Here is a 26,123-nt window from a genome sequence, read left to right as displayed (position 1 = left end):
CGTGGCAAAAACTCTCTTGCGCAGCGGCAATTTGGATGACTATCAGGCCGTGGGTGGCGGTGGTCAGGCCGTGTTTGATTCAGCACTGCAAATTCGTGAAACGCTTCGCTTGCGTAAACAGCAGGCGATGGTGGATTGTCTGGCGATCCCACAAATTAACGACAACGGCGATCGGGTTGACTGGTATTCTCCGGTTGAAGGAAAAGTCGTTGCGTGGAAAGCCGCTGATGAAGAGGCACGTTTTCGTGCGCTGCGCTATCTGGGGAGCACGCTGGAAAATGCGGCGGCCCTGAGCCGTAAAAGCCTGCAATCGGGGAAAACCGCCCTCCAACTGTTTGGTTCATTGCTCGAAAAAGCCATCCAGTTTCCTGGCGAGAATCACGTGTTTCTGGTTGATGGTAAACCCGTTATTACGTTCTGGGGCTTCGTCAATCTGAATGAAAATCCCCGCGACGATGTGCTCGATTGCCTGCGCCTTGCCGATATACCACCGGTTGTCACTGTGACAGAGCCTGACCCGGAAGAAGAGACTTCACCTGAAATCACCTTCACTGAGGCCGATGCCCCTTTACTGACGCCGGTCATTGAACCGCCAAAATCGGTTGAACCTGAACCACAACCGCTGGCCATGATCAACGAACCGGAAGTCACACCGCCACCGGTACAGGTGAAGCCCGCACGTCGCCTGCCGCTGTGGAGTCTACCCGTTGCCGCCGTAACTATCGCTGCCATTGTCGGACCGTTGCTGTGGAAACAACAAGCCGTTATCCCTACCCCCTCAGTTGCCCCCATTGCAGTGGCTAAAGCAGACATGACGCCGTTGCCCGAACTGACCTCCGCACTACCTTTGCATCGGGCTGAAGTCATTCCGGTAGCGAAAAAAGAGAAACCTGACGCAGGACCGGTAGTGATTGCCGCTATTCCCAAAGATGCGCTGGTCATGGATGCCAGCCAGATGAAGGCAGGAACGACGCGTTTCCTCAACGGTAACTGGCGCGTCATGGTCGACGTGAAAGATCCGGTCAGCGGCAAAGCGCCGTCGCTACGTTATCAGATCCAGACGAATAAAGGCACTGCACGCGTCGTTCATGGCGACAATATTGTTTGTCGTGCCGAGATTTTCTCTGGTTTGCATCAGACTGGCGAATTAATGATTAAGAGTCGCGGCAATGCCCGTTGCACGGACGGATCACGTTATCCGATGCCTGAAATTACCTGCAAAGCGGGAACCAATGACGTCGCCACCTGCACCGCACGATATGACGATCACGCGGAAATCCCTCTGACGATCAAAAAGATAGGTGCCTGATTTTATGTTGGTGAATCTGTGTGACTACAAACAAAGCGTGACGCTCATTGCCAATAGCGGTGTGCAATTTCTGGATTTTGGCCTGACGCCGCAGGAATCTGCGCATCATGGCCGCTTTGTGCGCAAAACGGCCAACGGTCCCCTGCTACGGCTGGACTTCGATCTGACAACGGGACGCTATACCTTGCCGGGCAGCACCGGCGGTCAGCCCGAAGTGGTGAAGCCGGAAAGCACCCAGACGCTGCATTATTCTCTGGATGTGCTCGACGGCGTCTGGCTACCGCTGCCGTTCCTGCGCTTTAATCCGCCGCGTACGTTTGTTGACGGCCCGGATAACTGGGCGCGTGTACAGGTGCGAAAACTGGCGCAACCAGACAGCGCGGGCAACACTCACCGAGTTACCCTGGCGCTGGACAGCCAGCTCACTGAAAATGCCCCGGCAGCGTTAACCCCCAACGAAAATGACCTGCTTAACGGTACGCGATTTGCACTGGCCTGGCATGATAACGAAATTGCCGATTTCCTCGACCAGACCTGGATTGACGGCTGGCTGCGCGAATCCTTTATGCATCATGTCACGCAGCATGAGAATCGCTCAGAACATGAGATCCAGCAGGCGCTGCGTAATTTTGAATATCAGGCGCACTGGTTAAATTTGTTAACCCTGTTAGGTGAACAGCTTTCTATTCCGGAAGTCAAGCTGGTCACACATACGCTCAGCACACCGGCGATTCCCGTCGATCTGATCCTGGACATTGGTAATACCCATACCTGCGGCGTCCTGATTGAGGATCACGGCGATGCCAATGATGGACTGCGCCAGACCGCTGAATTACAGGTGCGGTCATTAAGCGAGCCGCAGTTTCTTAACGATCCACTATTCACCAGCCGACTGGAGTTTTCCGAAGCGCGGTTCGGTAAACAGCACTTTTCCGTTGAGAGCGGTCGTGATGACGCCTTTATCTGGCCGTCGATTGTTCGCGTGGGCGATGAAGCCCGAAAGCTGGCGATGCAACGTATGGGTACGGAAGGCAGCAGCGGGATCTCCAGCCCGCGCCGTTATCTGTGGGATGAAACGCCGGTGCTGCATGACTGGCGCTTTAGCCAGATGAATGGCAAAACCCAGCGCGAACCGCTGGCTACCGCCTTCCCGCTGATGAATCTCATGAATGATGACGGACAACCGCTGTTCAGCCTGCCGCAGGATGACCGTCTGCCGGTGTTCTCACCGCAATACAGCCGCAGCACGTTGATGACGCATATGCTGTGTGAGATCCTGGCTCAGGCGCTGGGTCAAATTAACAGCGTGGCGACGCGTTTGCGCCTTGGTTTCCCGGCCTCTCCTCGCCAGTTGCGCACATTGATCCTGACCCTACCCTCAGCGATGCCAAAACAGGAGCGCGAGATTTTCCGCCTGCGTATGTTTGAAGCCATTGCACTGGTCTGGAAAGCAATGGGCTGGCACCCGCAGGATGAAGACTTCACCACCCGTAAGCAGCAGGAAAAGAGCGTGGTTCCCGTCCCTGAGATCCAGATGGAGTGGGATGAAGCCAGCTGCGGTCAGTTGGTGTGGCTGTATAACGAGGCGATTTCCCACTACGATGGTCACACGGAATCGTTTTTTAATGCCCTTGCCCGCCCGGACCGTCTGCCGGAACCTGGTGAGATAAAAGGCCGTGCGCTGCGCGTGGCATCCATCGATATTGGCGGTGGGACCACGGATATGGCCGTCGTCCATTACCAACTTGATGACGGCGTTGGCGCGAACGTCAAGATCACCCCGCATTTGCTGTTTCGCGAAGGCTTTAAGGTTGCGGGCGATGACATGCTGCTGGACGTGATTCAGCGTTGCGTACTACCTGCCCTGCAAACCCGCTTGCAGCAGGCTGGTGTGACCGACGCCGCCGCATTACTGGCTACGCTGTTTGGCGATTCCGGGCGCATCGATACTCAGGCGATCCTGCGTCAGCAAACGGCATTACAACTCTTTATGCCGCTCGGTCATGCGGTGCTCTCCGCCTGGGAACAAAGCGATATTAACGATCCGGTAGCCGGACTGCATGCCACCTTTGGCGAGCTGCTCAGCCAGCAACCCACGCGTAACGTGATGAACTATATCCAACAGGCTATCGATCATGCGTTGCCGTCTGGTTCACCAGCGTTTGATGTTTTGAGCGTGCCGTTACAGGTGCAGTTCAGGCAGTTACAAGAAGCGTTACTGGCGGGGCAATTTACCCTGACCTCGCCGCTGCACGCGGTTTGTGAGGCTATTTCACATTATCGTTGCGATATTTTATTAGTGACCGGCAGACCCGCTTGTTTACCGGGCGTACAGGCGTTGATCCGCCATCTTCAACCCGTTCCGGTTAATCGTATGATCTGGATGGATAACTATCGGGTGCACGAGTGGTATCCGTTCAGTCAGCAAGGGCGGATTGGCAACCCCAAATCCACCGCAGCAGTCGGTGCAATGCTATGCAGCCTGGCGCTGGATCTGCGTTTACCGCGCTTCAATTTTAAAGCTGCCGATATCGGCGCTTACTCGACCGTACGTTATCTTGGCGTGCTGGATAATACGGTCAACACGCTACGCGATGAGAACATCTGGTATCACGATATCGATCTGGATAAACCCGGCGCGAAGCTGGATACCCGTTTGCACTTCCCGCTGCGCGGCAATGTAACGTTAGGCTTCCGCCAATTGGCAAACAGCCGCTGGCCTGCCACGCCGCTGTATACGCTGAGCATAAATTCTGCCGAACTGGCAAAAAGTATCGCCGGAGATGGCGTGTTAAATGTACGGCTGCAGTTACGCGGCGGCAGCAAAGAGAGCGGCCCGGAATGCTTCGTACTCAGCGATGCCTGGTTACAGGATGGCACCCCCGTTGCCGCCAATGCCTTAACGTTAAAATTGAATACGCTGGCGGATCGTCGCCATAGCGGTAGCCATTACTGGATTGATAGCGGGAGCGTGTACCTGAAATGAGTAAGATGTTAAACACTGCGCAGGCCGCCATCGAGTGGGTGACAGAGACCCGCCAGCGTTCGGTACGTCTTGATGATGAGGCGGATGCCCTGCTGACACAACTTACGTTAGCCGCGGTTAATGAATCTGCGCTGACAGCGACCTTTTCAGCACGAGGCTGTGTTGGGTTATATGGGCACTCACAGTCAGCGAAAGCGCATCTGCTCGCGGCATTGTGCAGCAATGCCAATGGCAAAGTGAACATCGTGACCCCGGATCGCAGTTTTGATTATTTTTCGCATATTAATCCGGGGCATGCACCGACCAATATGGCGATTCGCTTTACGCGTGAAGATAATCCGCTCAATAGCGAATGGCCGCTGCGCTTACGCTTACTCAGTGAAGCCGAACTGGTACAGCTGTTTATCACACAGTTCTGTGCGCTCCCGGACAACCGCCAGGTTGAGAAATCGATTATTGAGGCGCGCCTGGAAAAATGGCAAACCCTGCGTCAGCGTCATCCGGTGCAAGGCATCACGGCTCAGGATGTCGCGGCAATCGGTCGTTTCTGGCGCTCCTGCGTACCGGCTAATCAGCAGCAAATTGACGATGCGCTATGGCATCAGTTTGCTACGCTTCTCCCCGCACTGGATCTGACGACCCGGGCAAACGTCTGGGCATTATTGTGGGGAGAACAACCAGAGCTAACGCAGCAGTGGCTGGCGCTGGCGCATACGCTGCAACAAACCGGGAACGCGCAAGAACTGGCGGCTCCGCTGAGCCTGCTGGTTGACCATTTTGGTTTACCTGCTGAGAGTTTTCTCACTCAGGTGGCATTGCACGGGAGTGAGGCGCAAAGTGATGTGGTTGTTCATCCAATTGAAAACCATCAGTTGCTCAATGCGGTCAGTCTCTCACAGGCTTCACTAGCGCTGTTGACGCGCGAGCTGATCCTGACGGTGGAAGATGCTGTGCTGGAGAATGTCGATCTGCTCGATATCCCTCTCGCCCCGGATGCTCATCCCCATCCGCTGTGGCAGGCAAAATTAGGCTCGATGCTGGAGCATTATCGCCAGCAACTGCAACCGGATGTGCTGTTAATCTGCAATGCGGTATCTACCCGCGCCCAGACGCCAGCCATTACCCGCAAGCTGCTGGGCTGGGTCAACGATACGCAACCCGTACATGACGCCGCATTACCGGGCGTAGTCTGGGCCATCACCCCACAGGATGCGCGTTTTAGCACCCAGCAAAACCTGGATGAGTCCGTACAGCAATTAATGGGCAAACCGGGACTGCACTGGGGTACGCTGCAGGCGCTGGATAACCACAGCTTACAACGCCTTGTCGAATGGCTGACTCAGGCGACTTCACCACAACAGCGTCAGGCCAGGCTGACCTCTCTGCGCGAACAGCACCAACAGCGCATCCGCGAAACGCTGATGAGTTGGACTAACACCCGCAATGATGAGTCAGGTAGCAGCGAGTCGGTGATCCGCCAGTTACAATCCCAGGCGGCAAAACATGGCGAGCTACTGGAGGGTTTACTGCCGCCAATGCGCCTCTTTGAGTCGCTGCTGCGTGTTCATCAGCCGCGCGAGGAACAGGTGAACGGGCTATTTAATGAAGAGATCGACCTGTTTGCTGAAGTGCGTGACATACCGCACTCGCCGGAGAGCAAAGAAACTGGTTATCTGGCACACAAAATGTGGGTTAATCACGTACGTCAGTGGTGTCGCGATGAAAATAATGCGCGCCGTTTAGGCCTCGATCCTCGTACGCTAAGGCAGGTGGCTGAGATTCTTGTTACCACCAGTTATCGCCTGGAGATGCCGCAACGCTTACAGCGCATGATGCAGCGCGAAAACGTCTGTGCAGCGCAGCTACATGCCGATATTGGGGATTTTATTACCTGGCTTGGATTTACCAACGTTGCTGAGGAACAGCGCCCTGCCAGCAGGATCCAAAAAGGCGCGGCTATTTTTAGCGCGCCAAAGCAACAACCGATGTCGCGCCTGGCCAAACTGGAAGAACAGCCCTCGCACGGCGCAAGCCGCTATGTTTACGACTGGCTGGTTGCTTTGTACACCCGCGCGAATGAGAACGTGGGATATCAGCACCCACAGGATGTTACTGAAGTCGACAAAAAACGTTTAGATGCCCTGCTTTCCGTCTGAAACGGCCTCATCAGAAAAGTGAAAACATCAACGCGACGGGAAAGCTCATTGGCCAGGTCGCCCCGACTAATACCGCGCTGAGAAAACGAATCCGCTTTTTCTCGCGTGACAGAAACCAGGTGATGATTGCCGTGATAGCGGCCATCACCGCATAAAAGACCAACATTTTTTGGTACAGAGACATGTAAGGCATCCTGGCCGGAAGGTGAAATCGCGCGCAATATGCTCTTTTTCATGACTCACATCAAGTTTTATTAATTATTTTAAGAGAAACGGCGGTAAAACAACCCGTTTTCATTATGTTCAGAATTCGTACTATTGCGGATAGTTATAACCCGTACTATACCCATAGGGGTTAAAACGAAAGGTGGCACAAATGAATGTTTCCAGTAAAACTGTGGTGCTGATAAATATATTTGCTGCTGTAGGACTTTTCAGTCTGATTTCCGCAAGGTTCGGCTGGTTTGCTTGATGTGACTCTTCTGAATTAATTGCAGCGTCCACTGGCAGAGAGGGTTTTCTCTCTGCCATTAGCCAACGATCTTCCCACTCTGCCTTCATCCGGTAAATCATCCTTAGGATGTAATATCCCTAATCCTTCTGCGGTATTATTTGCCTGTAAAGCGGGCTGGCGTGGTGCCGGTATGCTGACGGAAAAATGCAATAAAAGCACTGTCGCTGACAAATTCCAGATGTTGCGCCACCTGACTACCAGGACTCCCGTCAGCCAGCATTTCCATGGCTTTTAACAGTCTAAATTGCTGCCGCCACTGCTGATAATGCATCCCGGTATCTCTGATGAAGATCCGACTGATGGTCTTCTCACACGCCCCAACCCGTTGGGACAACTGATTCAGTCGCGGTGGCAACGCCCCCATGCGCAATTGCTCAAGCCATACGTCCAGCCGTGGATCTGAGGGAAATTGTAATGTCCAGTTTTCACTACGCGCGGCCCGCAATTCCTCACAAAAAACGGTGATGAGGCTGGCCTGTTGCACCGCAGGCATATCCCATGACCAAAAGGCCATGCGTTCTATGACTTCGAAAAAAAGTGGATTAACCTCGACGATATGCATGGGCAGATCGGATAACGGCAGCGAGGATGAAAAGTACAAAGAACGATAAGCCATTACGCCACGCATGATGGCGCGATGAACCGTACCGGCTGGGATCCAAACCGCACGCCGTGGCGGCAGCAGGCACAGGGCCTGCTCCAGTTCAATCGTGATGCTCCCCGCCGCCGAAAAAAGGAGTTGATGACGAAGGTGGCTATGGCGTCCGGAATCGTGTACGCCCATATCGGCGGCAATCCCAATTACCGGGTTATCAAAGCTATCCGCATCGAAAATTTCATCGGGGGCAATTTTCATTATCTGTCCGATATTTGATATATAAAGTCCTGATAATAGTAATAAGACAGCCCGCTTTCAGCAATAATTCCCGCCTGTTTTCGGTCTCTTCGGATATTGCTATGAATATTCTTCGTCGTCCGCCGCTTTGGCTGCTCACTCTACTGATAATGTTTCCACAACTGGTGGAAACCATTTACAGCCCGGCATTGCCAGGTATCGCTACCGTTTTTCACATAAGCAGTGAACGTGCAACTCAAACACTCTCCGTTTACTTTGTGGCCTTCGCCGTCGGTGTGGCGATGTGGGGCTGGCTGAGCGACAGTATCGGACGACGGCGGGCGATGCTGGCAGGACTAATCTGCTACGGCACAGGTTGTGCATTGGCTATTGTTGCCACCAATTTCAACGTGTTGCTGCTGGCGCGGATGGTGTCAGCCATCGGAGCGGCTGCCGGGTCAGTCGTGGTACAAACCATATTGAGGGACTGTTATGAATCAACCACGCTATCCCGCGTCTTTTCTTTGATGGGCGCCGCGCTGGCCCTGAGTCCGGTTTTCGGCCTGCTAAGCGGAGGTTGGCTGGTAAGCCTGTATGGTCATATCGGTGTATTCGTTGCTCTTGTTTTGCTGGCGATATTACTGCTCATACTGGCAGCAACCCGTTTGCCGGAAACAAGGCCGGAGAATACGATCCGCCCGCGGATGGCTGTGCTCCTGCCCCGCATGGCTCGGGACGATGAGCTGTGGAAAAATGCTATGCTGGTCGCCCTGTTAAATACCATGCTGTTTAGCTATTACAGTCTGGCGCCATTTCTTTTCAGGCAGTTGGGATGGAGTTCCAGAGCCTTTGGCTGGACGGGGGTGTTACTTGCGCTTGCTTCGCTGTCGGGAAGCCTGTTGAATCGGCGTCTGTTAACGACAGGTCTGACGCCGGAACAGCTGGTACGTCATGCCTGTGTGCTGGCCATGTTCTCAGGTCTGGCGGCGTGGTGGCTACAGCATACTGCATGGATCCTGATACCGGTGTTTGGGGTGGTACTGGCCTATGGTATCGCCATTCCCAATGTATTGAGCCAGGCACTGCGTCGCTATCGTGAACAAGCCGGGGCCGCTGGTGCTTTGTTCGGGTTAAGCTATTACCTGTTGCTGGGAATGATGCTGGGATTGGCTGGCATGGTGCAACAACTGGGGCTGGTGCTGAGCGTCTGTGCGCTACTTGCCTGGCTTTGCAGCTACCGCCGCTGATAACTGGACGGTATACCTGAAAGCACAAAGCCCCGGCGTTAAGCTGGGGCTTTGTCGTATCAATTAGCCTGACCTCGCGGATATTTCCAACTTACCGCCGTCCGATGGCGACGAGGCCAGTGGCGCGAATAGTATAGAGACCCGTTTGCTAATTTTTAGCTATCCGTGCCTCATTAGGTGTTCACGCTTAAATTGTTACTCATGCTTGATCATGACATGGCGAACAATCGTGTAATCCTCAAGCCCGTACACCGACATATCTTTGCCATAACCAGACTGTTTTTGCCCACCGTGCGGCATCTCGCTGACCAGCGTGAAGTGGGTATTGACCCAGGTGCAACCATATTGCAGACGAGCACTGAACCGATGCGCGCGGCCGACGTCCCGGGTCCAGACAGAAGATGCCAGTCCGTATTTCGAATCATTCGCCCATGCCAGCACCTGGTCTTCATCATCAAATACGGTCACGCTGACCACCGGACCAAAAACTTCCCGCTGCACGATGGCATCTTCTTGCTTTGCCCCGGCCAGCAGCGTTGGGGCAAAGTAGTAGCCTGCGCCGTCCACTTTTTTACCACCGGTGATAACCTTGATATGCCCCAGGGCTTTGGCCTCATCGACCGCTTTGGCCACGCGATCAAGATGTGCCTGCGAACTTACCGGTCCCAGCTCCGTCGATTCGTCGTTCGGCGCGCCAATTTTCAGGCTGGCAACCGCGGCGCCAAGTTTCTCAACCAACGCGTCATAAATGCCTTTCTGGGCATAGATTCGACAAGCGGCGGTACAGTCTTGTCCGGCGTTGTAATAACCAAAGGTTCGCACGCCGCTCACTACCGCATCCAGATCCGCATCATCAAAAATGATGACCGGGGCTTTGCCGCCCAGTTCCATATGTGTGCGCTTAATTGAAGACGCGGTATGCTGGATAATATGTTCGCCGGTGGCAATAGAGCCGGTCAATGAAACCATGCGGACCTTTTCATGTCCGGTCAGCGGATCGCCCACGGTTTTTCCACGGCCAAACAGCACGTTGACAACGCCTGCCGGATAAATATCTTTGGCAAACTCGGCCAGTTTAAGCGCCGTCAATGGGGTAATTTCCGACGGTTTAATCACCACGCAGTTCCCCGCCGCCAGCGCCGGAGCCAGTTTCCACGCCGCCATCATCAGCGGGTAGTTCCACGGCGCAATGGAGGCGACCACGCCCAGCGGATCCCGGCGAATCATTGACGTATGCCCTTCCAGATACTCTCCGGCGGCCTGTCCTTGCAGGGTGCGGGCCGCCCCGGCAAAGAAGCGGAAAACATCGACGATGGCCGGAATTTCATCGTTGAGCACACAATGCAGCGGCTTACCGCAGTTGAGCGATTCCAGCTCAGCGAAGGTTTGCGCGTTATCCGCGATAGCATCCGCCAGTTTCAGCAGTAACTCGGAACGTACTTTCGGTGTGGTTTGTCCCCAACTGGCAAAGGCACTGTCGGCCGCACGGACCGCGGCATCAACCTGCGTGGCTGAGGCCTCAGCAATCTCCAGAATGCATTCACCAGTTGCAGGGTTATAAACTGGCTGCTTTTCACCTTCACCGTTGACCAGCTCGCCATTAATCAGTAATTGATGTTGCATAGCAATTTCCCATATCGTCGTTTATTTACCGTTTCCGGCGAGAGTGTCGCCTTCACGCGTTAGCCACCAGGCCCCTAAAATTGGCAGTGTAGTCACCAGCATTACCAGCAATGCCACAACGTTGGTGACAGGCACATCCCGTGGACGACCCAGTTGATTGAGCAGCCACAAAGGAAGTGTTCTTTCATGTCCGGCGGTGAACGTTGTCACGATGATTTCATCAAATGACAAGGCAAACGCCAGCATTCCGCCCGCCAGCAGTGCTGATGCCAGGTTCGGCAGCACCACGTAACGAAAGGTTTGCCAGCCGTTGGCGCCAAGATCCATAGACGCTTCAACCAGACTCCATGAGGTACGGCGAAAACGCGCCACAACGTTGTTAAACACCACCACCACGCAAAACGTCGCATGCCCCACCACGATCGTGAGAAAACCCGGTTCCAGGTTGATGGTTTTAAACGCCGTCAACAGCGCCAGACCGGTGATGATCCCCGGTAACGCGATTGGCAACAGCAGCAACAGCGATATTGCACTCTTGCCAAAAAAGTCCCTGCGCCACAGCGCGGCAGCGGCCAGCGTCCCCAGAACGAGAGCAATAGCCGTCGACAACGCAGCGATTTTAAGTGACAACGTCACAGACTCCAGAATATCGCTACGCTGCGCCGCAACGCTAAACCACTTCAGCGTCAACCCCTGCGGTGGAAAACTAAAAGCAGCCTCCTCAGTATTAAAAGCATAGGTGGCGATGATGAGGATGGGAAAGTGCAGGAAAATAACCCCGCCCCATGCCGCCAGTTTGAGTAACCAGGGTGCGCGTTCAGAGTGCATCGAAAGCTCCCAGACGCTTCACGAACGCCAGATACAGTGCGATTAACACAATCGGCACCAGAGTAAATGCCGCCGCCATCGGCATATTGCCGATCGCCCCTTGTTGCGAATACACCATGTTGCCGATGAAATACCCCGGCGGTCCCACCAGTTGCGGCACGATAAAATCGCCCAACGTCAGAGAGAAAGTAAAGATAGATCCCGCCGCGATACCGGGTATTGCCAGCGGAAGAACCACATAGCGGAAGGTTTGACGCGGGCGCGCGCCCAAATCAGCGGAAGCCTGTAACAGTGACGGCGGAAGCCTCTCCAATGCGGCCTGTACCGGGAGGATCATAAACGGCAACCAGATGTAAACGAACACCAGAAAGCGCCCTAACCCTGAGGTCGACAACGTATTGCCGCCGACTGCAGGTAGCGTCAGGAACGAAAGCAGCAGCGGCTCCAGCCCAAGATGGGTTAAAAACCACTGCGCCACACCGTCTTTCGCCAACAGTAACGTCCACGCGTAGGCTTTAACAATGTAACTGGCCCACATCGGCAGCATCACCGCAATGTAAAAAAAGGCTTTCATTTTGCCGCTGGTATAGCGCGCCATATACCACGCCATCGGAAACGCCAGAATCGCGCTGGCAATGGTGACCGCTATCGCCATCGTCAGAGTACGTAAAATGATGTCGTAGTTGGCGGGATTAAACAGCGCCTGCAGATTCGCCAGCGTCAGGTCCGGCGTGACCGACATGGTGAAATCGTCGAAGGTATAAAAACCTTGCCACAACAGCGTCAGCAGTGAGCCAAAGTAGACGATACCAAACCACATCAGCGGCCCGAGAAGCAGTAAAAACAGCCCCAGCCCCGGGTTACGCCAGAAGAAACCGGAAATCTTGTTCAGATTTGTCGGTTGCGATGGCGAATGTAAGACGTTCATAGCCATTCACCTCTCCTCAACCAACGGCACCATCACGTCGCGTGACCACGATGCCATCACCTGCTGACCCGGTGACAGCGTTGACGGCAGCATTTCTCCCGTCAGGTTCGCCTGGCTCACCAGTAATTTTTCACCGCCAGCCAGTTTCAGTTCAAACCGTGTCGCCGCGCCCTGGTACTGCACCGCCTGGATAACGCCCGGAGCCTGGACGTCTCCCCCGGCATCATTCAACCGAATGTGTTCCGGACGCAGGGAAAACATTCCCAGTAGCCCGCAAACGTTCGCTGACATCGTGGCATCAAAGACATTGGACGTCCCGACGAAGCTCGCCACAAACGGTGTCCGTGGACGCATGTACAGTTCACGCGGAGAATCCACCTGTTCGATACGACCGTTATTAAACACCGCCACACGGTCAGACATCGACAGCGCTTCGCCCTGATCGTGAGTGACAAAAATGAAGGTGATACCGAGAGATTGCTGTAACTTCTTCAGCTCTAATTGCATCTGTTCGCGCAACTTAAGATCCAACGCCCCGAGCGGCTCATCCAACAGCAGAACGCGCGGTTCATTGACCAGCGCCCTGGCAATCGCCACGCGCTGACGTTGTCCGCCGGAAAGCTGTGACGGTTTGCGCTCATGAACAAAACCGAGTGCGACTTTATCAAGCGCCTCACGGGCTTTGGCGTGACGCTGTTTTTTATCAATCCCTTTGACCATCAGCCCGTAAGCGACGTTGTCGAGGATCGACATATGTGGGAATAGCGCGTAGTCCTGAAATACCGTATTGACGTCCCGCTCCCAGGGGGGCAATTCGCTGGCCTGTTTTCCAAAAATGGTGATTGCGCCGCCTGAAAGCTGCTCGAACCCGGCAATCAGGCGCAGACAGGTGGTCTTGCCGGAGCCGGATGGCCCCAGCATTGAGAAAAACTCCCCGTCGTTAATCGCAATACTCACTCCATCGACTGCACGAACATCCCCGTACAGACGCGAGACGTTATGAAACTCTACTGCGTACGTCATAAAACCCCCAGCGGAATTAACGACCGCCCATAATGGCGATGTAATCCTGCGTCCAGCGACTGTAAGGAACGAATTTTCCGCCTTCCGCAATTGGCGTTTTCCAGAAAGCGATTTTGTCAAAGTAGCTATAGCCGTTGGTTTCACAGCCCTTTTCACCCAACAGCGGGCTGGCTTTACATCCTTCAGGCACCACTGGCAGAGAACCAAACCAGGCCGCTACGTCGCCCTGTACTTTCGGGGTTAATGACCAGTTCATCCATTTGTAAGCGCACACCGGGTGTTTCGCTGCACTGTGCAGCATGGTGGTGTCAGCCCAGCCGGTAACTCCTTCTTTTGGGAATACCGTGGCAACAGGCTGACCTTCGGCTTTCAGGGCGTTAGCCTGATAAGGCCAGGCGCTGGATGCCACCACGCCTTCGTTTTTGAAGTCACTCATTTGCACAGTGGTATCGTGCCAATAACGATGAATTAGCGCATGTTGATCGCTCAGGACTTTGATAACCGCCTGGTACTGTTGTTCGGTGAGTTGGTAGGGATCGGTGATGCCTAATTGCGGCTGGGTGGCTTTAACGAATAACGCGGCATCGGCAATATAGATCGGACCATCATAGGCTTGCACGCGTCCTTTATTGCTTTTTCCATCCTCGAGTTTTTGTTCAACAAACACCACGTTCCAGCTATCCGGCGGCGTTGGGAAGCTTTTGGTGTTATACATCAGCAAGTTTGGTCCCCACTGATACGGGGTGCCATATACTTTTCCGCCAACGTTAAACCACTCGCCTTTCACCACGCGTGGATCGATAGTTTTCCAGTTTGGGATCAGCGCGGTGTTAATCGGCTGCACGCGTTTACCCATAATCAGACGCAGTGAAGCGTCGCCGGACGCGGTCACCAGGTCGTAGCCGCCTTTTGCCATCAGGCTGACCATCTCATCCGATGTGGCCGCCGTTTTCACATTGACCGCGCAGCCGGTATCTTTCTCAAACTGCGAGACCCAGTCATATTGTTTATCGGTTTGTCCGCGTTCGATATAACCCGGCCAGGCAATAATATCCAGGCGGCCTTCTGGTTTATCTAATGATGTCGGGGGTTCGGCTGCCTGTGCAGTCATCAGCGTCATACTGAGCGCACACAGGCTACTGAGGGCAAATTGCTTGCTCATAACATCTTACTCCTGTCTAAAAAATATTGAGCGGCAGCCTTGCCGTAAATATATGTCCTTTCCTAAAAATAGTCGGGGTGTGCTAAGCGTTCCTGCTGGCGCAAGGAAATTTAATCAGGTTGTGAGCTAACGCTCATTACGCTACTGATTCAGACTGTGTGTTCTAATCTTCTGGAGTATAGACAAGGGGTTAGGTGCAGAGGTGGCAATAGTTAGAACTATTGATTTTTTGTATGGTAGCACCCGATATAAATAACATCAGGGTTCGGTATTCTCTATTTCGAAAATAAGAACGCACTATTCTTTTATATTGAATAGCGCGTTACATTTTATTTCATCATGTCGCGAATTAATTTTCCAAGCTGTTTCACCGCCAGTTCCTCGCGTTCCCCCCAGTGCCATGCGGTATTAAAGCGAAAGAAACGTGTCCAGCTTCCCGAGGTTGAGAACATTTTTCCCGGCGCAATGCTGATGTGGTGCGCCAGCGCTTGCGTACTGAGCTCTCCCGCATCCAGCGGTTCCGGCAGTTCGAGCCACAGAAAATAGCCGCTGTCGTTGTGGTGAATTTTGACCTCCGCCGGAAGATGGCGCAGTAGCGTTTGCCAGGCCTGCTGTTTGCGTTCCGCAAGCTGACGGCGTAAACGACGCAAATGCGCGTCATAGCGTCGTGTTGACAGATAGTCGACGAGTGCAAGCTGCATGGGAGAACTGGTGGATAAGGTGCTCATTAGCTGGAGTCGCTGAATGCGCCGGGCATGTTTCCCCGCCGCCACCCAGCCAATGCGAAATCCGGGCACCAGGCATTTTGAGAATGATGAGCAATGCAGAACGCTATCGCTGCGATCCCAGGCTTTAGCGGGGAGCGGTTTTTCCCGGCCAAAGTAAAGTTCGCTATAAACATCATCTTCAATCAGCATCACATGATATTTCTCCAGTAATGCAACCAGATGCGCTTTTTTCTCTGCGCTGAGCGTAAACCCCAGCGGATTTTGGCTGTTGGTCATCAACCAGCACGCTTTTACCGGATACTCCTGCAACGCCTGCTCCAGCGCGGCCAGATCGATCCCCTCTTTGACATCAGTGGCAACAGACAGCGCCTTCAGACGTAATCGCTCCAGTGCCTGCAATGCGCCATAGAAACAGGGGTTTTCGACAATCACCCAGTCCCCCGGTTCGGTGACCGCCTGCAGACTCAGGTTGAGAGCTTCAAGCGCACCGGTGGTGATCACAATTTCGTCAGGTGAAATGGTCATCCCCTGTTGGGCATAGCGACGGGCAATGGCATGGCGCAACTCATGATTCCCCGGCGGCAGGTTTTCAATCACGCTCATAGCCGTGGCCGTTTTACTCACCTGCGCCAGCGAGCGGTTTAACTGCTGAAGGGGAAACAGACGCGGGTCAGGGAATGCGGAGGCAAATGGCATTACTGACGCATCCCGGCTGGCCTGCAGCATATCAAAAATGTAGGTGTTGATATCCACCGCTTCGTCGCGCATCACCTGCACCTGAGGTGCTGCAGAATGACGTTCAGGGCGCGCGGCAACATAATAACCCGACTGGGGCCGGGCAATAATCCGCCCCTGGCTTTCCAGCAACTGATATGCGTGGCCAACGGTCATAAAACTCATCCCGCTACTGACCACCTGCTCACGCAATGAAGGCAGACGATCGCCGGGTTGCCATACGCCAGACGCGATTTGATCGCGAATTTGCTCTGCCAGTCGCTGGTACTTTTTCATCTTTCGTCCTGATTACCGGTGTTGGTGATAACCACTATATATATCAGTTTACATAATCAAGATATTTTTTATAACTGTTATGGTTAACAGTTTTACAACATCGTTACTGACAGTTCTTTTCCTAAAGCGCGGGCAGCTATCTGCACAGCATCAATTTTTGTCGCGTGCTTTAAATCGAATAAACGGGTGATTTCCTGCTTAGGCCTGCCGATCCTGTTTGCCAACTCCTGCTGGGTAATATTCGATTCAAGGAAGGCATTTAACAACAGAACCTTAGACGCAACGCTCAGTGGTATTTCCACATAGTCAGCGCCAGCGGCAACCGCTGAAGGCAAAGGAATCGGTTCGTTATCGTCGAAATAGAATTCAAAAGCGGTGACCAATGCGGCCTGCGCAGCCTGCAAAGCATCATGGCGAGTTTCTCCCTGAGTCAATGCTTCAGGAATATCCGGAAAAGACACCATGAACCCACCTTCCACGGCGGGTATTAGATTAACGGGATAACGCATAATTTTCTCAAAATTTCTCATATAGTCAGCCTTATAGAGATGATGATTACTGTAAGCCAAGCTGCTTTTGGATCGCTTTCCGCAGGGCCTCTTTTATCTCATCACCAGGATGCCTGGGCATAACGCTACGCCTTCCCTGATACCTCAACTTCAGATGATTTGAGCCGTTTGTAACTTTAACTCCCTGAGATTCAAGCCAGCGTCTGAACTCACTTTGCTTCACTGCGCCTCCCTGTCGTCTATTATATGCACAAAGTAAACATTTATGATTACTTTTTTGATTGTGTTGCTATTAATAACGCAAAATCACTAGCGTGGGGAGGACGCTATTTAATAACAGGAATCCAGCTTCCAGATTTCATATCAGCCAGGCCAACCTATAACAGAGCGACAACTGTTATGGTTAAAAAGAACTGTTCTGTTTCTGCCCTCCATTGCTTCCCAGGCTTAGAATTGCGCCAAATCAATTTTGCCTGCGGAGTTAAGCATGTTCGGTCTTGACGCGTTTCACCTGGCGAGGATCCAGTTCGCGTTTACGGTATCCTTCCACATTATCTTTCCGGCCATTACCATCGGCCTCGCCAGTTATCTGGCAGTGCTCGAAGGGCTGTGGCTAAAAACGAAAAATCCCACCTGGCGCTCGCTATATCATTTCTGGTCGAAAATATTCGCCGTAAACTTTGGTATGGGTGTGGTTTCCGGGCTGGTGATGGCCTATCAATTCGGCACCAACTGGAGTGGTTTTTCCGAGTTCGCCGGGAGCATCACCGGACCGCTGCTGACCTATGAAGTGTTAACCGCCTTTTTCCTCGAAGCGGGTTTCCTGGGCGTAATGCTGTTCGGCTGGAATCGCGTGGGGCCAGGCCTGCACTTCTTCGCGACCTGTATGGTTGCGTTAGGTACCATTATTTCTACCTTCTGGATCCTCGCCTCCAACAGCTGGATGCAGACGCCGCAAGGCTACGAAATCGTTAATGGTCAGGTTGTTCCCGTCGACTGGTTCGCTGTTATTTTCAATCCTTCATTTCCTTATCGTTTGCTGCATATGTCCGTTGCCGCCTTCCTCAGCAGCGCGTTATTTGTCGCCGCTTCTGCGGCGTGGCATTTGCTGCGCGGAAACAATACGCCGGCTATTCGCGCTATGTTTTCGATGGCGCTGTGGATGACATTAATCGTCGCCCCGCTCCAGGCATTGATTGGTGATATGCACGGTTTGAATACGCTGAAACACCAGCCGGCAAAAATTGCGGCGATTGAAGGACACTGGGAAAATCCGCCCGGTGAACCCACTCCGCTATTACTGTTCGGCTGGCCGGATATGGAACAGGAGCGTACCCGCTATGGACTGGAAATCCCGGCGCTGGGCAGTCTGATCCTGACCCACAGTCTGGATAAACAAGTCCCGGCCCTGAAAGAGTTTCCTAAAGAAGACCGGCCCAATTCAACCATGGTGTTCTGGTCGTTTCGCATTATGGTAGGGCTAGGCATGCTGATGATCCTACTGGGCGCTATCGCCCTGCGGCTACGTTACAAGCAGCGGCTATACACCTCACGTCCTTTCCTGCGTTTTGCATTATGGATGGGGCCCTCCGGTCTGATTGCCATTCTGGCTGGCTGGGTAACCACTGAAGTTGGCCGTCAACCGTGGGTGGTCTACGGTCTGCAACGTACCGCGGATGCCGTTTCCGCGCATGGCGATTTACATATGAGCATCAGCTTGCTGTCATTCTTTGTGGTGTACAGCTCCGTATTTGGCGTCGGTTACAGCTACATGATCCGCCTGATCCGTAAAGGGCCACAGGAACATGATCCGTCAACGCCGCCATCCGGTACGCCTGCACGACCGCTTTCTGCTGCAGTTCTCGATTCTCAACCGGAGGCTCACCGCTAATGGGTATCGATTTATCAGTTATCTGGTTTGTCATTATCGTGTTCGCCACGTTGATGTATATCGTGATGGACGGTTTCGATCTCGGTATCGGCATTTTATTTCCTGCTATTCAGGATGCGGATGACCGTGATGTGATGGTGAATAGCGTCGCCCCCGTGTGGGACGGCAATGAAACGTGGCTGGTACTGGGCGGAGCCGGACTATTCGGCGCTTTCCCCCTGGCCTATGCGGTGATTGTCGATGCGCTGACGATCCCGCTCACCCTGATGCTGCTCGGCCTGATTTTTCGCGGCGTCGCTTTTGAGTTTCGCTTCAATGCCACGCCGGCACATCGACCATTCTGGGATAAAGCTTTTCTCGGCGGTTCAATTCTGGCGACATTCACTCAGGGCATCGTGGTAGGTGCAGTGCTTAACGGATTTTCTGTCACCGGACGTAGTTACAGCGGCGGTCCTTTCGACTGGCTGACCCCGTTCACGCTGTTCTGCGGTGTTGGCCTGGTCGTGGCTTACGCCCTGCTGGGGGCCACATGGCTGGTGATGAAAAGCGAAAATCCGTTGCAGGATAAAATGCGCCGTGTGGCCAAAAAACTGCTGCTGGCGATGCTGGTTGTTATCGCCATTATCAGCCTATGGACGCCGCTGGCGCACAGTGCGATTGCCGAGCGCTGGTTTAGCCTGCCTAACCTGTGGTTCCTGATGCCGGTTCCGCTGCTGGTGGTGTTGATCAGCATGTGGTTGTGGCGCTCGCTGGACCAACAGCACAGCCATGCACTGCCCTTTGTTTTGACGCTGGGATTGATCTTCCTTGGGTTCAGCGGTCTGGGGATCAGCATATGGCCGCATATCATTCCGCCGTCCATTACGCTCTGGCAGGCGGCAGCGCCTGCGCAAAGTCAGGGCTTTATGTTGGTTGGCGCCCTACTGATTATACCGATAATTCTGGTGTATACCTGCTGGAGCTACTACGTTTTCCGCGGCAAAGTTCAACATGGTGAGGGGTATCATTGATGCAACAATCAATCTGGAAACGCCTGATGTGGCTGGTGATCCTCTGGGGCGGCAGCGTGCTGGCCCTGGCCGCCGTCGGTATGTTCTTTCGTTTACTGATGACGGCTGCTGGCTTTAAGTCCTGATTCCCTTCCTGAAAACAACCGGGCAGCGCGATGCTACCCGGTTGTAACAAATCCCAACGTTGACCAAACAAAAATGCAAAAAACATCTCATTGGCAAAACAGAGATTGCCATTTCCCCGATTAAAATATTGAATAGTCACCTGGCGAAATTATCGCCACTTCCGCTGCTAACGTACCAGAGGGTTCATGATGTTTAAGAAAGGGTTAACGGTGTTATTGCTGGCCAGCGCGCTTTTTTCGGGTCAACTTCTCGCAACCAATCAGGGACATGAGTATCTTCAGGTGCAGGATGCCGATCACGTATTACGGCACACCGCCGACAGCGATGAACTGCGCGTGACGGCGGAAGAATCCGCCGCCGATCTTCGCGAACATCATTACTGGCAAAAATCACGCAAACCCGATACTCACCAGGGTTAAGGTTTACGCTTTGGCAATGTTTTCATCAGTTCTTCGGGACTGACGGAAGCGACGATGCTGCCCGGCAACGGCATTTTCAGAATATGATGTTTCATCTTGCCGATTACATGCATTTCGCACGGTCGGCAATCAAATTTCAGCGTCAGAACTTCATCGCCGTTTACCAACTGCATCGGTGTCGCTTTCCAGCTCTTGATGTTTCCTTTCGCCTGTTTCGGACACAGGTTAAACGCAAAACGCAGACAATGTTTGGTGATCATCACCGGCACATCGCCCTTTTCTTCATGCGCTTCATAGGCCGCATCAATCAACTGAACGCCATAACGGTGATAAAACTCACGCGCTTTATGGTTGTAGACGTTTGCCAGGAAGCTCAGATGCGTTTGTGGATACACCGGCGCCGGCTGTGACACCGGTTTGCGACTGCCGCGCTGATAGTTTTGCAAACGCGCCGCATCCAGCATGTCGACAGCTTCACGTCGCAGTTGATTGAGTTGACCGTTTGGCACGAACAGCGCCCCCGGGAGATTAACCTGAATATCGCGGGCGTAATAAAGCGTTTGTCCAAGTTTGGCCAGACCATCCTGCAGGTTGCTTAACGCTTTTTCCGCATTGTTCGCTTCGTCAAAGTGACCGTCCAGCGTATGCGTGATGCTCACCCCCTCTTCACTGGTGAGCGTCAGGATCAACTGCTCCTGCCAGCCGCCCAGTTCAATATCAACCGCGATACGACGTTCGCTGGAGGTTTTGGTTAACGCCTGCTGCCAGTTATGATCGAGATTACGGTTCAGCGGATGATGCGCACGCACTTTGTGCAAATCGGCTGGCATTTCATTCGGCCACACCCGATATCGATTGTGCCCCGTTTTTTCAACGGTATTGGCACGGAAACCAACCACCTCACGCTTGATTAACACGTTCAGACCATCGCCGTTCGCCAGCGGCTCGGTGACCTCAACATCCAGATGATCTTTCGCGACCTTCAGGACTTCACCAACCGGCAGACCAATGAATTTTGGCGAGTCAAACGCGCCGATATCGCCCTTACGCGCATTGACAAAATAATCGGTGCTACCGCGATGGAAGGTTTTTTCCGTGGAGGGGGTAAAGAAATGTTCGGTGCGTCCGGCTGATGAACGGGCAAGGTCGCCGCGCTCTTCAATGATGGCGTCGAGCATCTGACGATAATGCGCGGTAATATTCTTCACATAGCTCATGTCTTTGTAGCGCCCTTCGATTTTGAAAGAGCGCACGCCTGCATCAATCAACGCGCCCAGGTTGGCGGTCTGATCGTTATCTTTCATCGACAGCAGGTGTTTTTCATAGGACACCACGCGCCCCTGATCGTCTTTCAGGGTATACGGCAGACGGCAAGCCTGGGAACAGTCGCCGCGGTTAGCGCTACGTCCGGTTTGCGCATGTGAAATATAACACTGACCTGAATAAGCAACGCACAACGCACCGTGAATGAAAAATTCAATGGTCGCGTCCGTGGCCTGGTGGATGGCGTTAATTTGCTCAAGACTCAGTTCCCGCGCCAGGACAATCTGGGTAAATCCGACATCAGACAGAAACTTCGCCTTCTCGACGCTGCGAATATCACACTGCGTGCTGGCATGCAGCTCAATGGGGGGAATATCCAGCTCCAGAATCCCCATATCCTGCACAATCAGAGCATCAACACCGGTCTGGTACAGATCGGTAATTAATCGCTGTGCGGGCTCCAGTTCATCATCGTGCAAAATCGTATTCAGCGTCACAAAGATTTTCGCCCCGAAGCGATGAGCGAATGGCACCAGTTCGGCGATATCTTTCAGGCTGTTGCTGGCGTTATGACGCGCGCCAAATCCCGGTCCGCCAATGTAAACGGCGTCTGCGCCGTGCAGAATGGCTTCGCGCGCAATGGCGGTATCCCGAGCCGGGCTTAACAATTCAAGGTGATGAGGTTGCTGGCGCATACAGTTGTTACCATCCACAAGCGGTAAAAATGGCGGCTATTGTAGTCACAAGCGCGGCATTTCGGAATAGTTTTCCCGATCAACTGCGCGGGTAATGGATCAGCGAATGAAAGTGAACCGTTTGTTCACCGCTGTTACGGTAACTATGGGCCGTATCGCCGGCAAAACGGACACCTTCACCGGCTTTAATGGTACGCCATAGACCATCAATGCACATATCCAGCAGTCCACTAATCACCACTACGTGCTCTATAACACCGCTTTCGTGTGGCGTGGATTCACTAAGCGCGCCGGGCGCCAGCAGTATCGAAAAGTGATCGAAACACAACTGAGGATCCCATGGGAACAGCGGCGTGACGACCATCGCCTGGTGTTGGGGATCGAAAGACGGCGTGCCGTCTGACTCAGGAGGCGAAATAAACGTTGAAAATGGGACATTCAGCCCGGTGGCGATTTTCCACAATGTCGCCACTGTAGGGCTGGATTCATTGCGCTCAATCTGCCCCAGCATCGCTTTTGACACGCCGGTTTCCTCCGCCAGACGCGAGAGGCTCCATTCCCGCTGGTGGCGCAGCGTCCTGAGCGTCGTCGCCAGATAGTGAGTTAAGTTATCCATGTTTCTCCTCCTTCGCCCTTCCTTCTCAAGGCTACAGCTTAGCACTTGTACGCTATAACGCACAGTGCTACAGTGACTGACCGTTATAACGCACACGGAGTTGCTATGCGCACATTTTCAATCCCTCTGCCTACCGTGCTATCAGGTTTTGTGGCGGTGCTGGTCGGTTATGCCAGTTCGGCAGCCATTATCTGGCAAGCGGCGCTGGCCGCAGATGCGACGACAGGGCAAATTGCGGGTTGGATGACCGCGCTGGGAATAGCGATGGGCGTTAGTACGCTAGCGCTGACATTATGGTATCGCGCCCCTGTTCTCACTGCATGGTCAACGCCCGGCGCCGCACTGCTGGTTACGGGCCTGCAAGGGGTAACGATTCAGAACGCGATCGGCATTTTCATCGTGGCTAACGCCTTAATTGTGCTGTGCGGCGTAACCGGACTCTTTGCCCGACTGATGAAAATAATCCCCCACTCGCTGGCGTCAGCCATGCTGGCCGGGATCCTGCTACGCTTTGGCCTGCTGGCGTTCAGTAGCCTTAATAGTGAGCTTATCTTATGCGGTAGCATGCTGGTGGCATGGTTAGCGTTTAAAGTCATTGCCCCACGGTATGCGACAATCGCCGCGATGCTGATAGGTATAATCATCGCGCTGATAAAAGGTGACATTGTCACTAATGAGGTAAGTTTATCTCCAGTGTTACCTGAGTTTATCGCCCCGCATTTCTCATTTGCCCACAGCATTAGCATCGCCCTCCCGCTGTTTCTGGTCACCATGGCCTCGCAAAATGCTCCCGGTATCGCCACCATGAAGGCGTCAGGCTATGCGTTACCCGTTTCACCGTTGATTGTCTTTACCGGTCTGCTGGCGCTGCTGTTTTCCCCTTTTGGCGTCTATTCCATTTGCATTGCCGCCATAACCGCGGCAATTTGCCAAAGTCCCGAAGCGCATCCTGATGCAAAGCGACGTTGGCTTGCCGCGGCGGCGGCGGGTGTCTTCTATCTTTTGGCAGGGGTTTTTGGCGGTTCGGTCACCGGACTGATGGCGGCCTTGCCCGTAAGCTGGATCCAAATGCTGGCGGGCCTGGCGCTGCTTGGCACGATTAGCGGCAGCTTATACCAGGCATTACATCATGAATCCGAGCGTGATGCGGCTGTCATTACTTTTCTGGTCACTGCCAGTGGCCTGACGCTATGGGGGGTTGGGTCGGCATTTTGGGGGCTGATCGCCGGAGGTGTGTGCTACGCGGTGTTTGCTTTATTTCGCCGCACGTAACTGCGTTGGCGTTTTACCCGTCACCTGCTTAAACCGGTTGCTGAAATGGCTCGCTGAACTGAACCCGCAAGCCATCGCAATATCCGACAAACTGCGGGAAGAATGACAGACCAGATGCTGTGCTAATACCATACGTCGTTGCATAACGTACTGATGCGGCGCCATATTCATTGACTGGCGAAACATTCGGGCAAAATGGAACTCACTCAGCGCCGCCTCACTTGCCAAATCGCTCAGGGTAATGGGGTACGCCAGATGCGCTTCTATGTAGGCCAGCACATTGCGCAATGTGGCAGGCGCAAGTCCCCCGGTGACAACGGGCAACTGCCATTGGACGTTGCTGTAATGCTGGATCAGATGCGTGAGCAGTAGCGAAGACGCGGCGCTGAGCGTGAGATGGTTGGCCGGTTGTTGCCAGTCATTCCCGAGTAAAAACTGACGATAAACCGCTGTTATCCCCGGATCGCTGCCAAACGTATGCTCATCCAGCGTGAAGCTATAAGGGCTTTTGTCCCAGACTTTTTCACCCACTTCGCGCAAATGGCCGTCCGTACAATAGAGATGAACAAAGGAAAGATTGTCACGAATATCCCAACTGGATTCGCTCTCTTTCGGCATCAGGCAAAAACGGTCCGGCCCACCGCCATTCTTCCAGCCGCCGGCCGTCTTGTGGTAACTCTCGTAACCATCGGCGATGTATAAGCTGAGGGTATGGTGATCGCAATACTGGGTAATGGTATCACGCTTATTTGACCAGGCCGCCAGTTGGATCCCTGAATGTAACGCAACCGACTCGTGCAGCACGGCATTGTGTTTGCGTAAGTTTTCAAAGGCACCGTAGGGCTGAGACATACCATCACATTCAAAATAAGTTAGCAGGCTTTCAGTCTATATCAGCTACATATTGTTAACAGCTTCCTTTTCACATTTGCGCGAAAAAAAGCGCAAGATTTTGCAAGTCCACCGCAATCTGATGAAAGCCCCCTGCTACCCAACGTGACACAGTGTGCGCCTGAAGATCAAAAAGAGAGAGTTGTATGAACGCGCTATTGTACTGCCTGGTGGTGGTGATTTGGGGGACGACATGGATTGCCATTTATCTGCAACAAGGACCGGTTTCAGCGCCGGTTTCTATCTTTTGGCGCTTTGCCGTTGCCAGCTCGGTAATGATAATAATCCTGCTGGTTAGCGGTAAATTACGCAAACTATCTGGTCGTGACCATCTGTTTTGTCTGTTACAAGGCGGATGCGTTTTTTGCTTTAACTTTTGGTGTTTTTATACGGCTGCGGCGTGGATTAACACGGGCCTTGAATCGGTGATTTTCTCGATGGCCGTCCTGTTCAATGCGGTCAATAGTTTTCTGTTTTTCGGCCAAAAACCGCCGGTACGCTTTTATATTGCCGCCGGTCTCGGTCTGACCGGCATTGTCACCCTGTTCTGGCAGGACTTGCTCACCAGTGGGTTCAACCATTCACTGCTGCTGGGCATCGGCTTAAGCGCTCTGGGAACCTTTGGTTTTTCATTGGGCAACATGATAAGTCTGCGCCATCAGAAAAAAGGGCTGGAAGTATTGACCACCAATAGCTGGGCCATGTTGTACGGTACATTTCTGATCGCCGCTATTGCGCTGGTGCGTGGCGATGACTTCACTCCGCAGTGGACTTTCAGCTATCTTAGCGCACTGCTGTACCTGGCTATTTTTGGTTCGGTGATTGCCTTTGGCGCCTATTTCACACTGGTCGGTCGCATTGGTCCCAGTAAGGCCGCATACAGTACGCTGCTTTTTCCTCTGGTCGCACTGACGCTGTCAACATTGTATGAAGGGTATATCTGGCAGGTAAATGCGATTGTGGGATTAGTATTGATTTTGCTGGGGAACCTGGTGATGTTTGCCCGACCAGAAGCGCTGATGGGTAAGCTCGTATATCGTCGCCGGACGGCATAAAAAAACGCACCATCTAAGGATGGTGC

24 protein-coding genes are annotated in these 26,123 nt (G+C 53.3%); 11 read left to right on the top strand and 13 right to left on the bottom strand.

Translation table 11 applies throughout. From position 1 onward, the window contains the following. The first annotated feature begins 1 nt into the window (after position 1). The 3 genes from AC534G_RS12895 to AC534G_RS12885 are packed head-to-tail and all read left to right on the top strand — an operon-like array spanning position 2 to position 6,451. Positions 2–1,309, top strand: a complete 1,308-nt coding sequence (locus AC534G_RS12895) for an SrfA family protein (protein WP_110498032.1) — start codon at positions 2–4, stop codon at positions 1,307–1,309. 4 nt (positions 1,310–1,313) lie between these two features. Continuing rightward, complete coding sequence (locus AC534G_RS12890; RefSeq protein WP_110498826.1) at positions 1,314–4,295, top strand: virulence factor SrfB; 2,982 nt, start codon at positions 1,314–1,316, stop codon at positions 4,293–4,295. After that, a complete protein-coding gene (locus AC534G_RS12885; RefSeq protein WP_496594412.1) occupies positions 4,292–6,451 on the top strand; it encodes a virulence factor SrfC family protein in 2,160 nt (719 codons plus the stop codon). Before AC534G_RS12890 ends, AC534G_RS12885 begins: the two co-directional genes overlap by 4 nt. 10 nt (positions 6,452–6,461) lie before the next feature. On the opposite strand, the gene AC534G_RS12880 is transcribed toward AC534G_RS12885, so the two are convergent. Continuing rightward, complete coding sequence (locus tag AC534G_RS12880) at positions 6,462–6,635, bottom strand: GhoT/OrtT family toxin (protein ID WP_069324931.1); 174 nt, start codon at positions 6,633–6,635, stop codon at positions 6,462–6,464. Positions 6,636–6,827: 192 nt separating this feature from the next. Here AC534G_RS12880 and yncL point away from each other — a divergent pair, with 192 nt between their 5' ends. Next, entirely contained in the window at positions 6,828–6,923 is a 96-nt protein-coding gene (gene yncL, locus AC534G_RS12875; RefSeq protein ID WP_071524268.1) for a stress response membrane protein YncL, read from the top strand. Between the two features lie 136 nt (positions 6,924–7,059). Here yncL and AC534G_RS12870 read toward each other — a convergent pair whose 3' ends face one another. Then, positions 7,060–7,821, bottom strand: coding sequence for an AraC family transcriptional regulator (locus tag AC534G_RS12870; protein ID WP_110498028.1), 762 nt, complete (start codon positions 7,819–7,821; stop codon positions 7,060–7,062). A 101-nt stretch (positions 7,822–7,922) separates the two neighbouring features. Here AC534G_RS12870 and AC534G_RS12865 point away from each other — a divergent pair, with 101 nt between their 5' ends. Continuing rightward, positions 7,923–9,047: a multidrug effflux MFS transporter gene (locus AC534G_RS12865; protein ID WP_110498026.1), complete on the top strand. Its 1,125-nt coding sequence runs from the start codon at positions 7,923–7,925 to the stop codon at positions 9,045–9,047. A 195-nt stretch (positions 9,048–9,242) separates the two neighbouring features. On the opposite strand, the gene patD is transcribed toward AC534G_RS12865, so the two are convergent. From patD to AC534G_RS12825, 8 genes are all read right to left on the bottom strand, one after another. After that, entirely contained in the window at positions 9,243–10,670 is a 1,428-nt protein-coding gene (gene patD / locus AC534G_RS12860) for an aminobutyraldehyde dehydrogenase (RefSeq protein WP_038640724.1), read from the bottom strand. A 21-nt stretch (positions 10,671–10,691) separates the two neighbouring features. Further along, entirely contained in the window at positions 10,692–11,498 is an 807-nt protein-coding gene (locus AC534G_RS12855) for an ABC transporter permease (RefSeq protein WP_003020204.1), read from the bottom strand. Next, positions 11,488–12,432, bottom strand: a complete 945-nt coding sequence (locus AC534G_RS12850; RefSeq protein WP_069324933.1) for an ABC transporter permease — start codon at positions 12,430–12,432, stop codon at positions 11,488–11,490. Before AC534G_RS12850 ends, AC534G_RS12855 begins: the two co-directional genes overlap by 11 nt. Continuing rightward, complete coding sequence (locus AC534G_RS12845; protein ID WP_110498024.1) at positions 12,433–13,449, bottom strand: ABC transporter ATP-binding protein; 1,017 nt, start codon at positions 13,447–13,449, stop codon at positions 12,433–12,435. 16 nt (positions 13,450–13,465) lie between these two features. Then, positions 13,466–14,611, bottom strand: coding sequence for a putative ABC transporter substrate-binding protein YdcS (gene ydcS / locus AC534G_RS12840; protein WP_110498022.1), 1,146 nt, complete (start codon positions 14,609–14,611; stop codon positions 13,466–13,468). Between the two features lie 329 nt (positions 14,612–14,940). After that, positions 14,941–16,350, bottom strand: a complete 1,410-nt coding sequence (locus tag AC534G_RS12835) for an aminotransferase-like domain-containing protein (protein WP_069324935.1) — start codon at positions 16,348–16,350, stop codon at positions 14,941–14,943. A 92-nt stretch (positions 16,351–16,442) separates the two neighbouring features. Then, a complete protein-coding gene (locus AC534G_RS12830; protein WP_162620740.1) occupies positions 16,443–16,859 on the bottom strand; it encodes a type II toxin-antitoxin system HicB family antitoxin in 417 nt (138 codons plus the stop codon). A gap of 46 nt (positions 16,860–16,905) precedes the next feature. Then, complete coding sequence (locus AC534G_RS12825; protein WP_085048165.1) at positions 16,906–17,082, bottom strand: type II toxin-antitoxin system HicA family toxin; 177 nt, start codon at positions 17,080–17,082, stop codon at positions 16,906–16,908. Positions 17,083–17,346: 264 nt separating this feature from the next. Here AC534G_RS12825 and AC534G_RS12820 point away from each other — a divergent pair, with 264 nt between their 5' ends. The 4 genes from AC534G_RS12820 (at position 17,347) to AC534G_RS12805 (ending at position 20,305) form a co-directional block, all read left to right on the top strand. Continuing rightward, entirely contained in the window at positions 17,347–18,750 is a 1,404-nt protein-coding gene (locus tag AC534G_RS12820) for a cytochrome ubiquinol oxidase subunit I (protein ID WP_110498018.1), read from the top strand. Next, entirely contained in the window at positions 18,750–19,760 is a 1,011-nt protein-coding gene (cydB, locus tag AC534G_RS12815; RefSeq protein ID WP_085048163.1) for a cytochrome d ubiquinol oxidase subunit II, read from the top strand. The genes AC534G_RS12820 and cydB overlap by 1 nt, the downstream gene beginning before the upstream one ends. Further along, positions 19,760–19,885, top strand: coding sequence for a DUF2474 domain-containing protein (locus tag AC534G_RS12810; protein WP_064507023.1), 126 nt, complete (start codon positions 19,760–19,762; stop codon positions 19,883–19,885). Before cydB ends, AC534G_RS12810 begins: the two co-directional genes overlap by 1 nt. Before the next feature lie 189 nt (positions 19,886–20,074). Next, a complete protein-coding gene (locus AC534G_RS12805) occupies positions 20,075–20,305 on the top strand; it encodes a DUF2554 family protein (protein WP_038640744.1) in 231 nt (76 codons plus the stop codon). Here AC534G_RS12805 and AC534G_RS12800 read toward each other — a convergent pair. After that, positions 20,302–22,263, bottom strand: coding sequence for a peptidase U32 family protein (locus AC534G_RS12800; RefSeq protein ID WP_110498016.1), 1,962 nt, complete (start codon positions 22,261–22,263; stop codon positions 20,302–20,304). The genes AC534G_RS12805 and AC534G_RS12800 overlap by 4 nt on opposite strands. Before the next feature lie 79 nt (positions 22,264–22,342). Beyond that, entirely contained in the window at positions 22,343–22,879 is a 537-nt protein-coding gene (locus AC534G_RS12795) for a helix-turn-helix domain-containing protein (protein WP_042308263.1), read from the bottom strand. 105 nt (positions 22,880–22,984) lie between these two features. On the opposite strand from AC534G_RS12795, the gene AC534G_RS12790 reads away from it, so the two are divergent. After that, a complete protein-coding gene (locus AC534G_RS12790; RefSeq protein WP_162620725.1) occupies positions 22,985–24,151 on the top strand; it encodes a benzoate/H(+) symporter BenE family transporter in 1,167 nt (388 codons plus the stop codon). On the opposite strand, the gene AC534G_RS12785 is transcribed toward AC534G_RS12790, so the two are convergent. After that, positions 24,134–25,003, bottom strand: a complete 870-nt coding sequence (locus AC534G_RS12785; protein WP_110498012.1) for an AraC family transcriptional regulator — start codon at positions 25,001–25,003, stop codon at positions 24,134–24,136. The two genes, AC534G_RS12790 and AC534G_RS12785, sit on opposite strands and share 18 nt — an antisense overlap. Positions 25,004–25,188: 185 nt before the next feature. On the opposite strand from AC534G_RS12785, the gene AC534G_RS12780 reads away from it, so the two are divergent. Further along, positions 25,189–26,097: a DMT family transporter gene (locus AC534G_RS12780; RefSeq protein WP_110498010.1), complete on the top strand. Its 909-nt coding sequence runs from the start codon at positions 25,189–25,191 to the stop codon at positions 26,095–26,097. Positions 26,098–26,123 lie beyond the last annotated feature (26 nt).

Source organism: Citrobacter sp. CRE-46 (genome assembly GCF_059615875.1).
The sequence above is the reverse complement of the archived record's forward strand: the minus strand, read 5'-3'. Positions and strand labels throughout refer to the sequence as shown.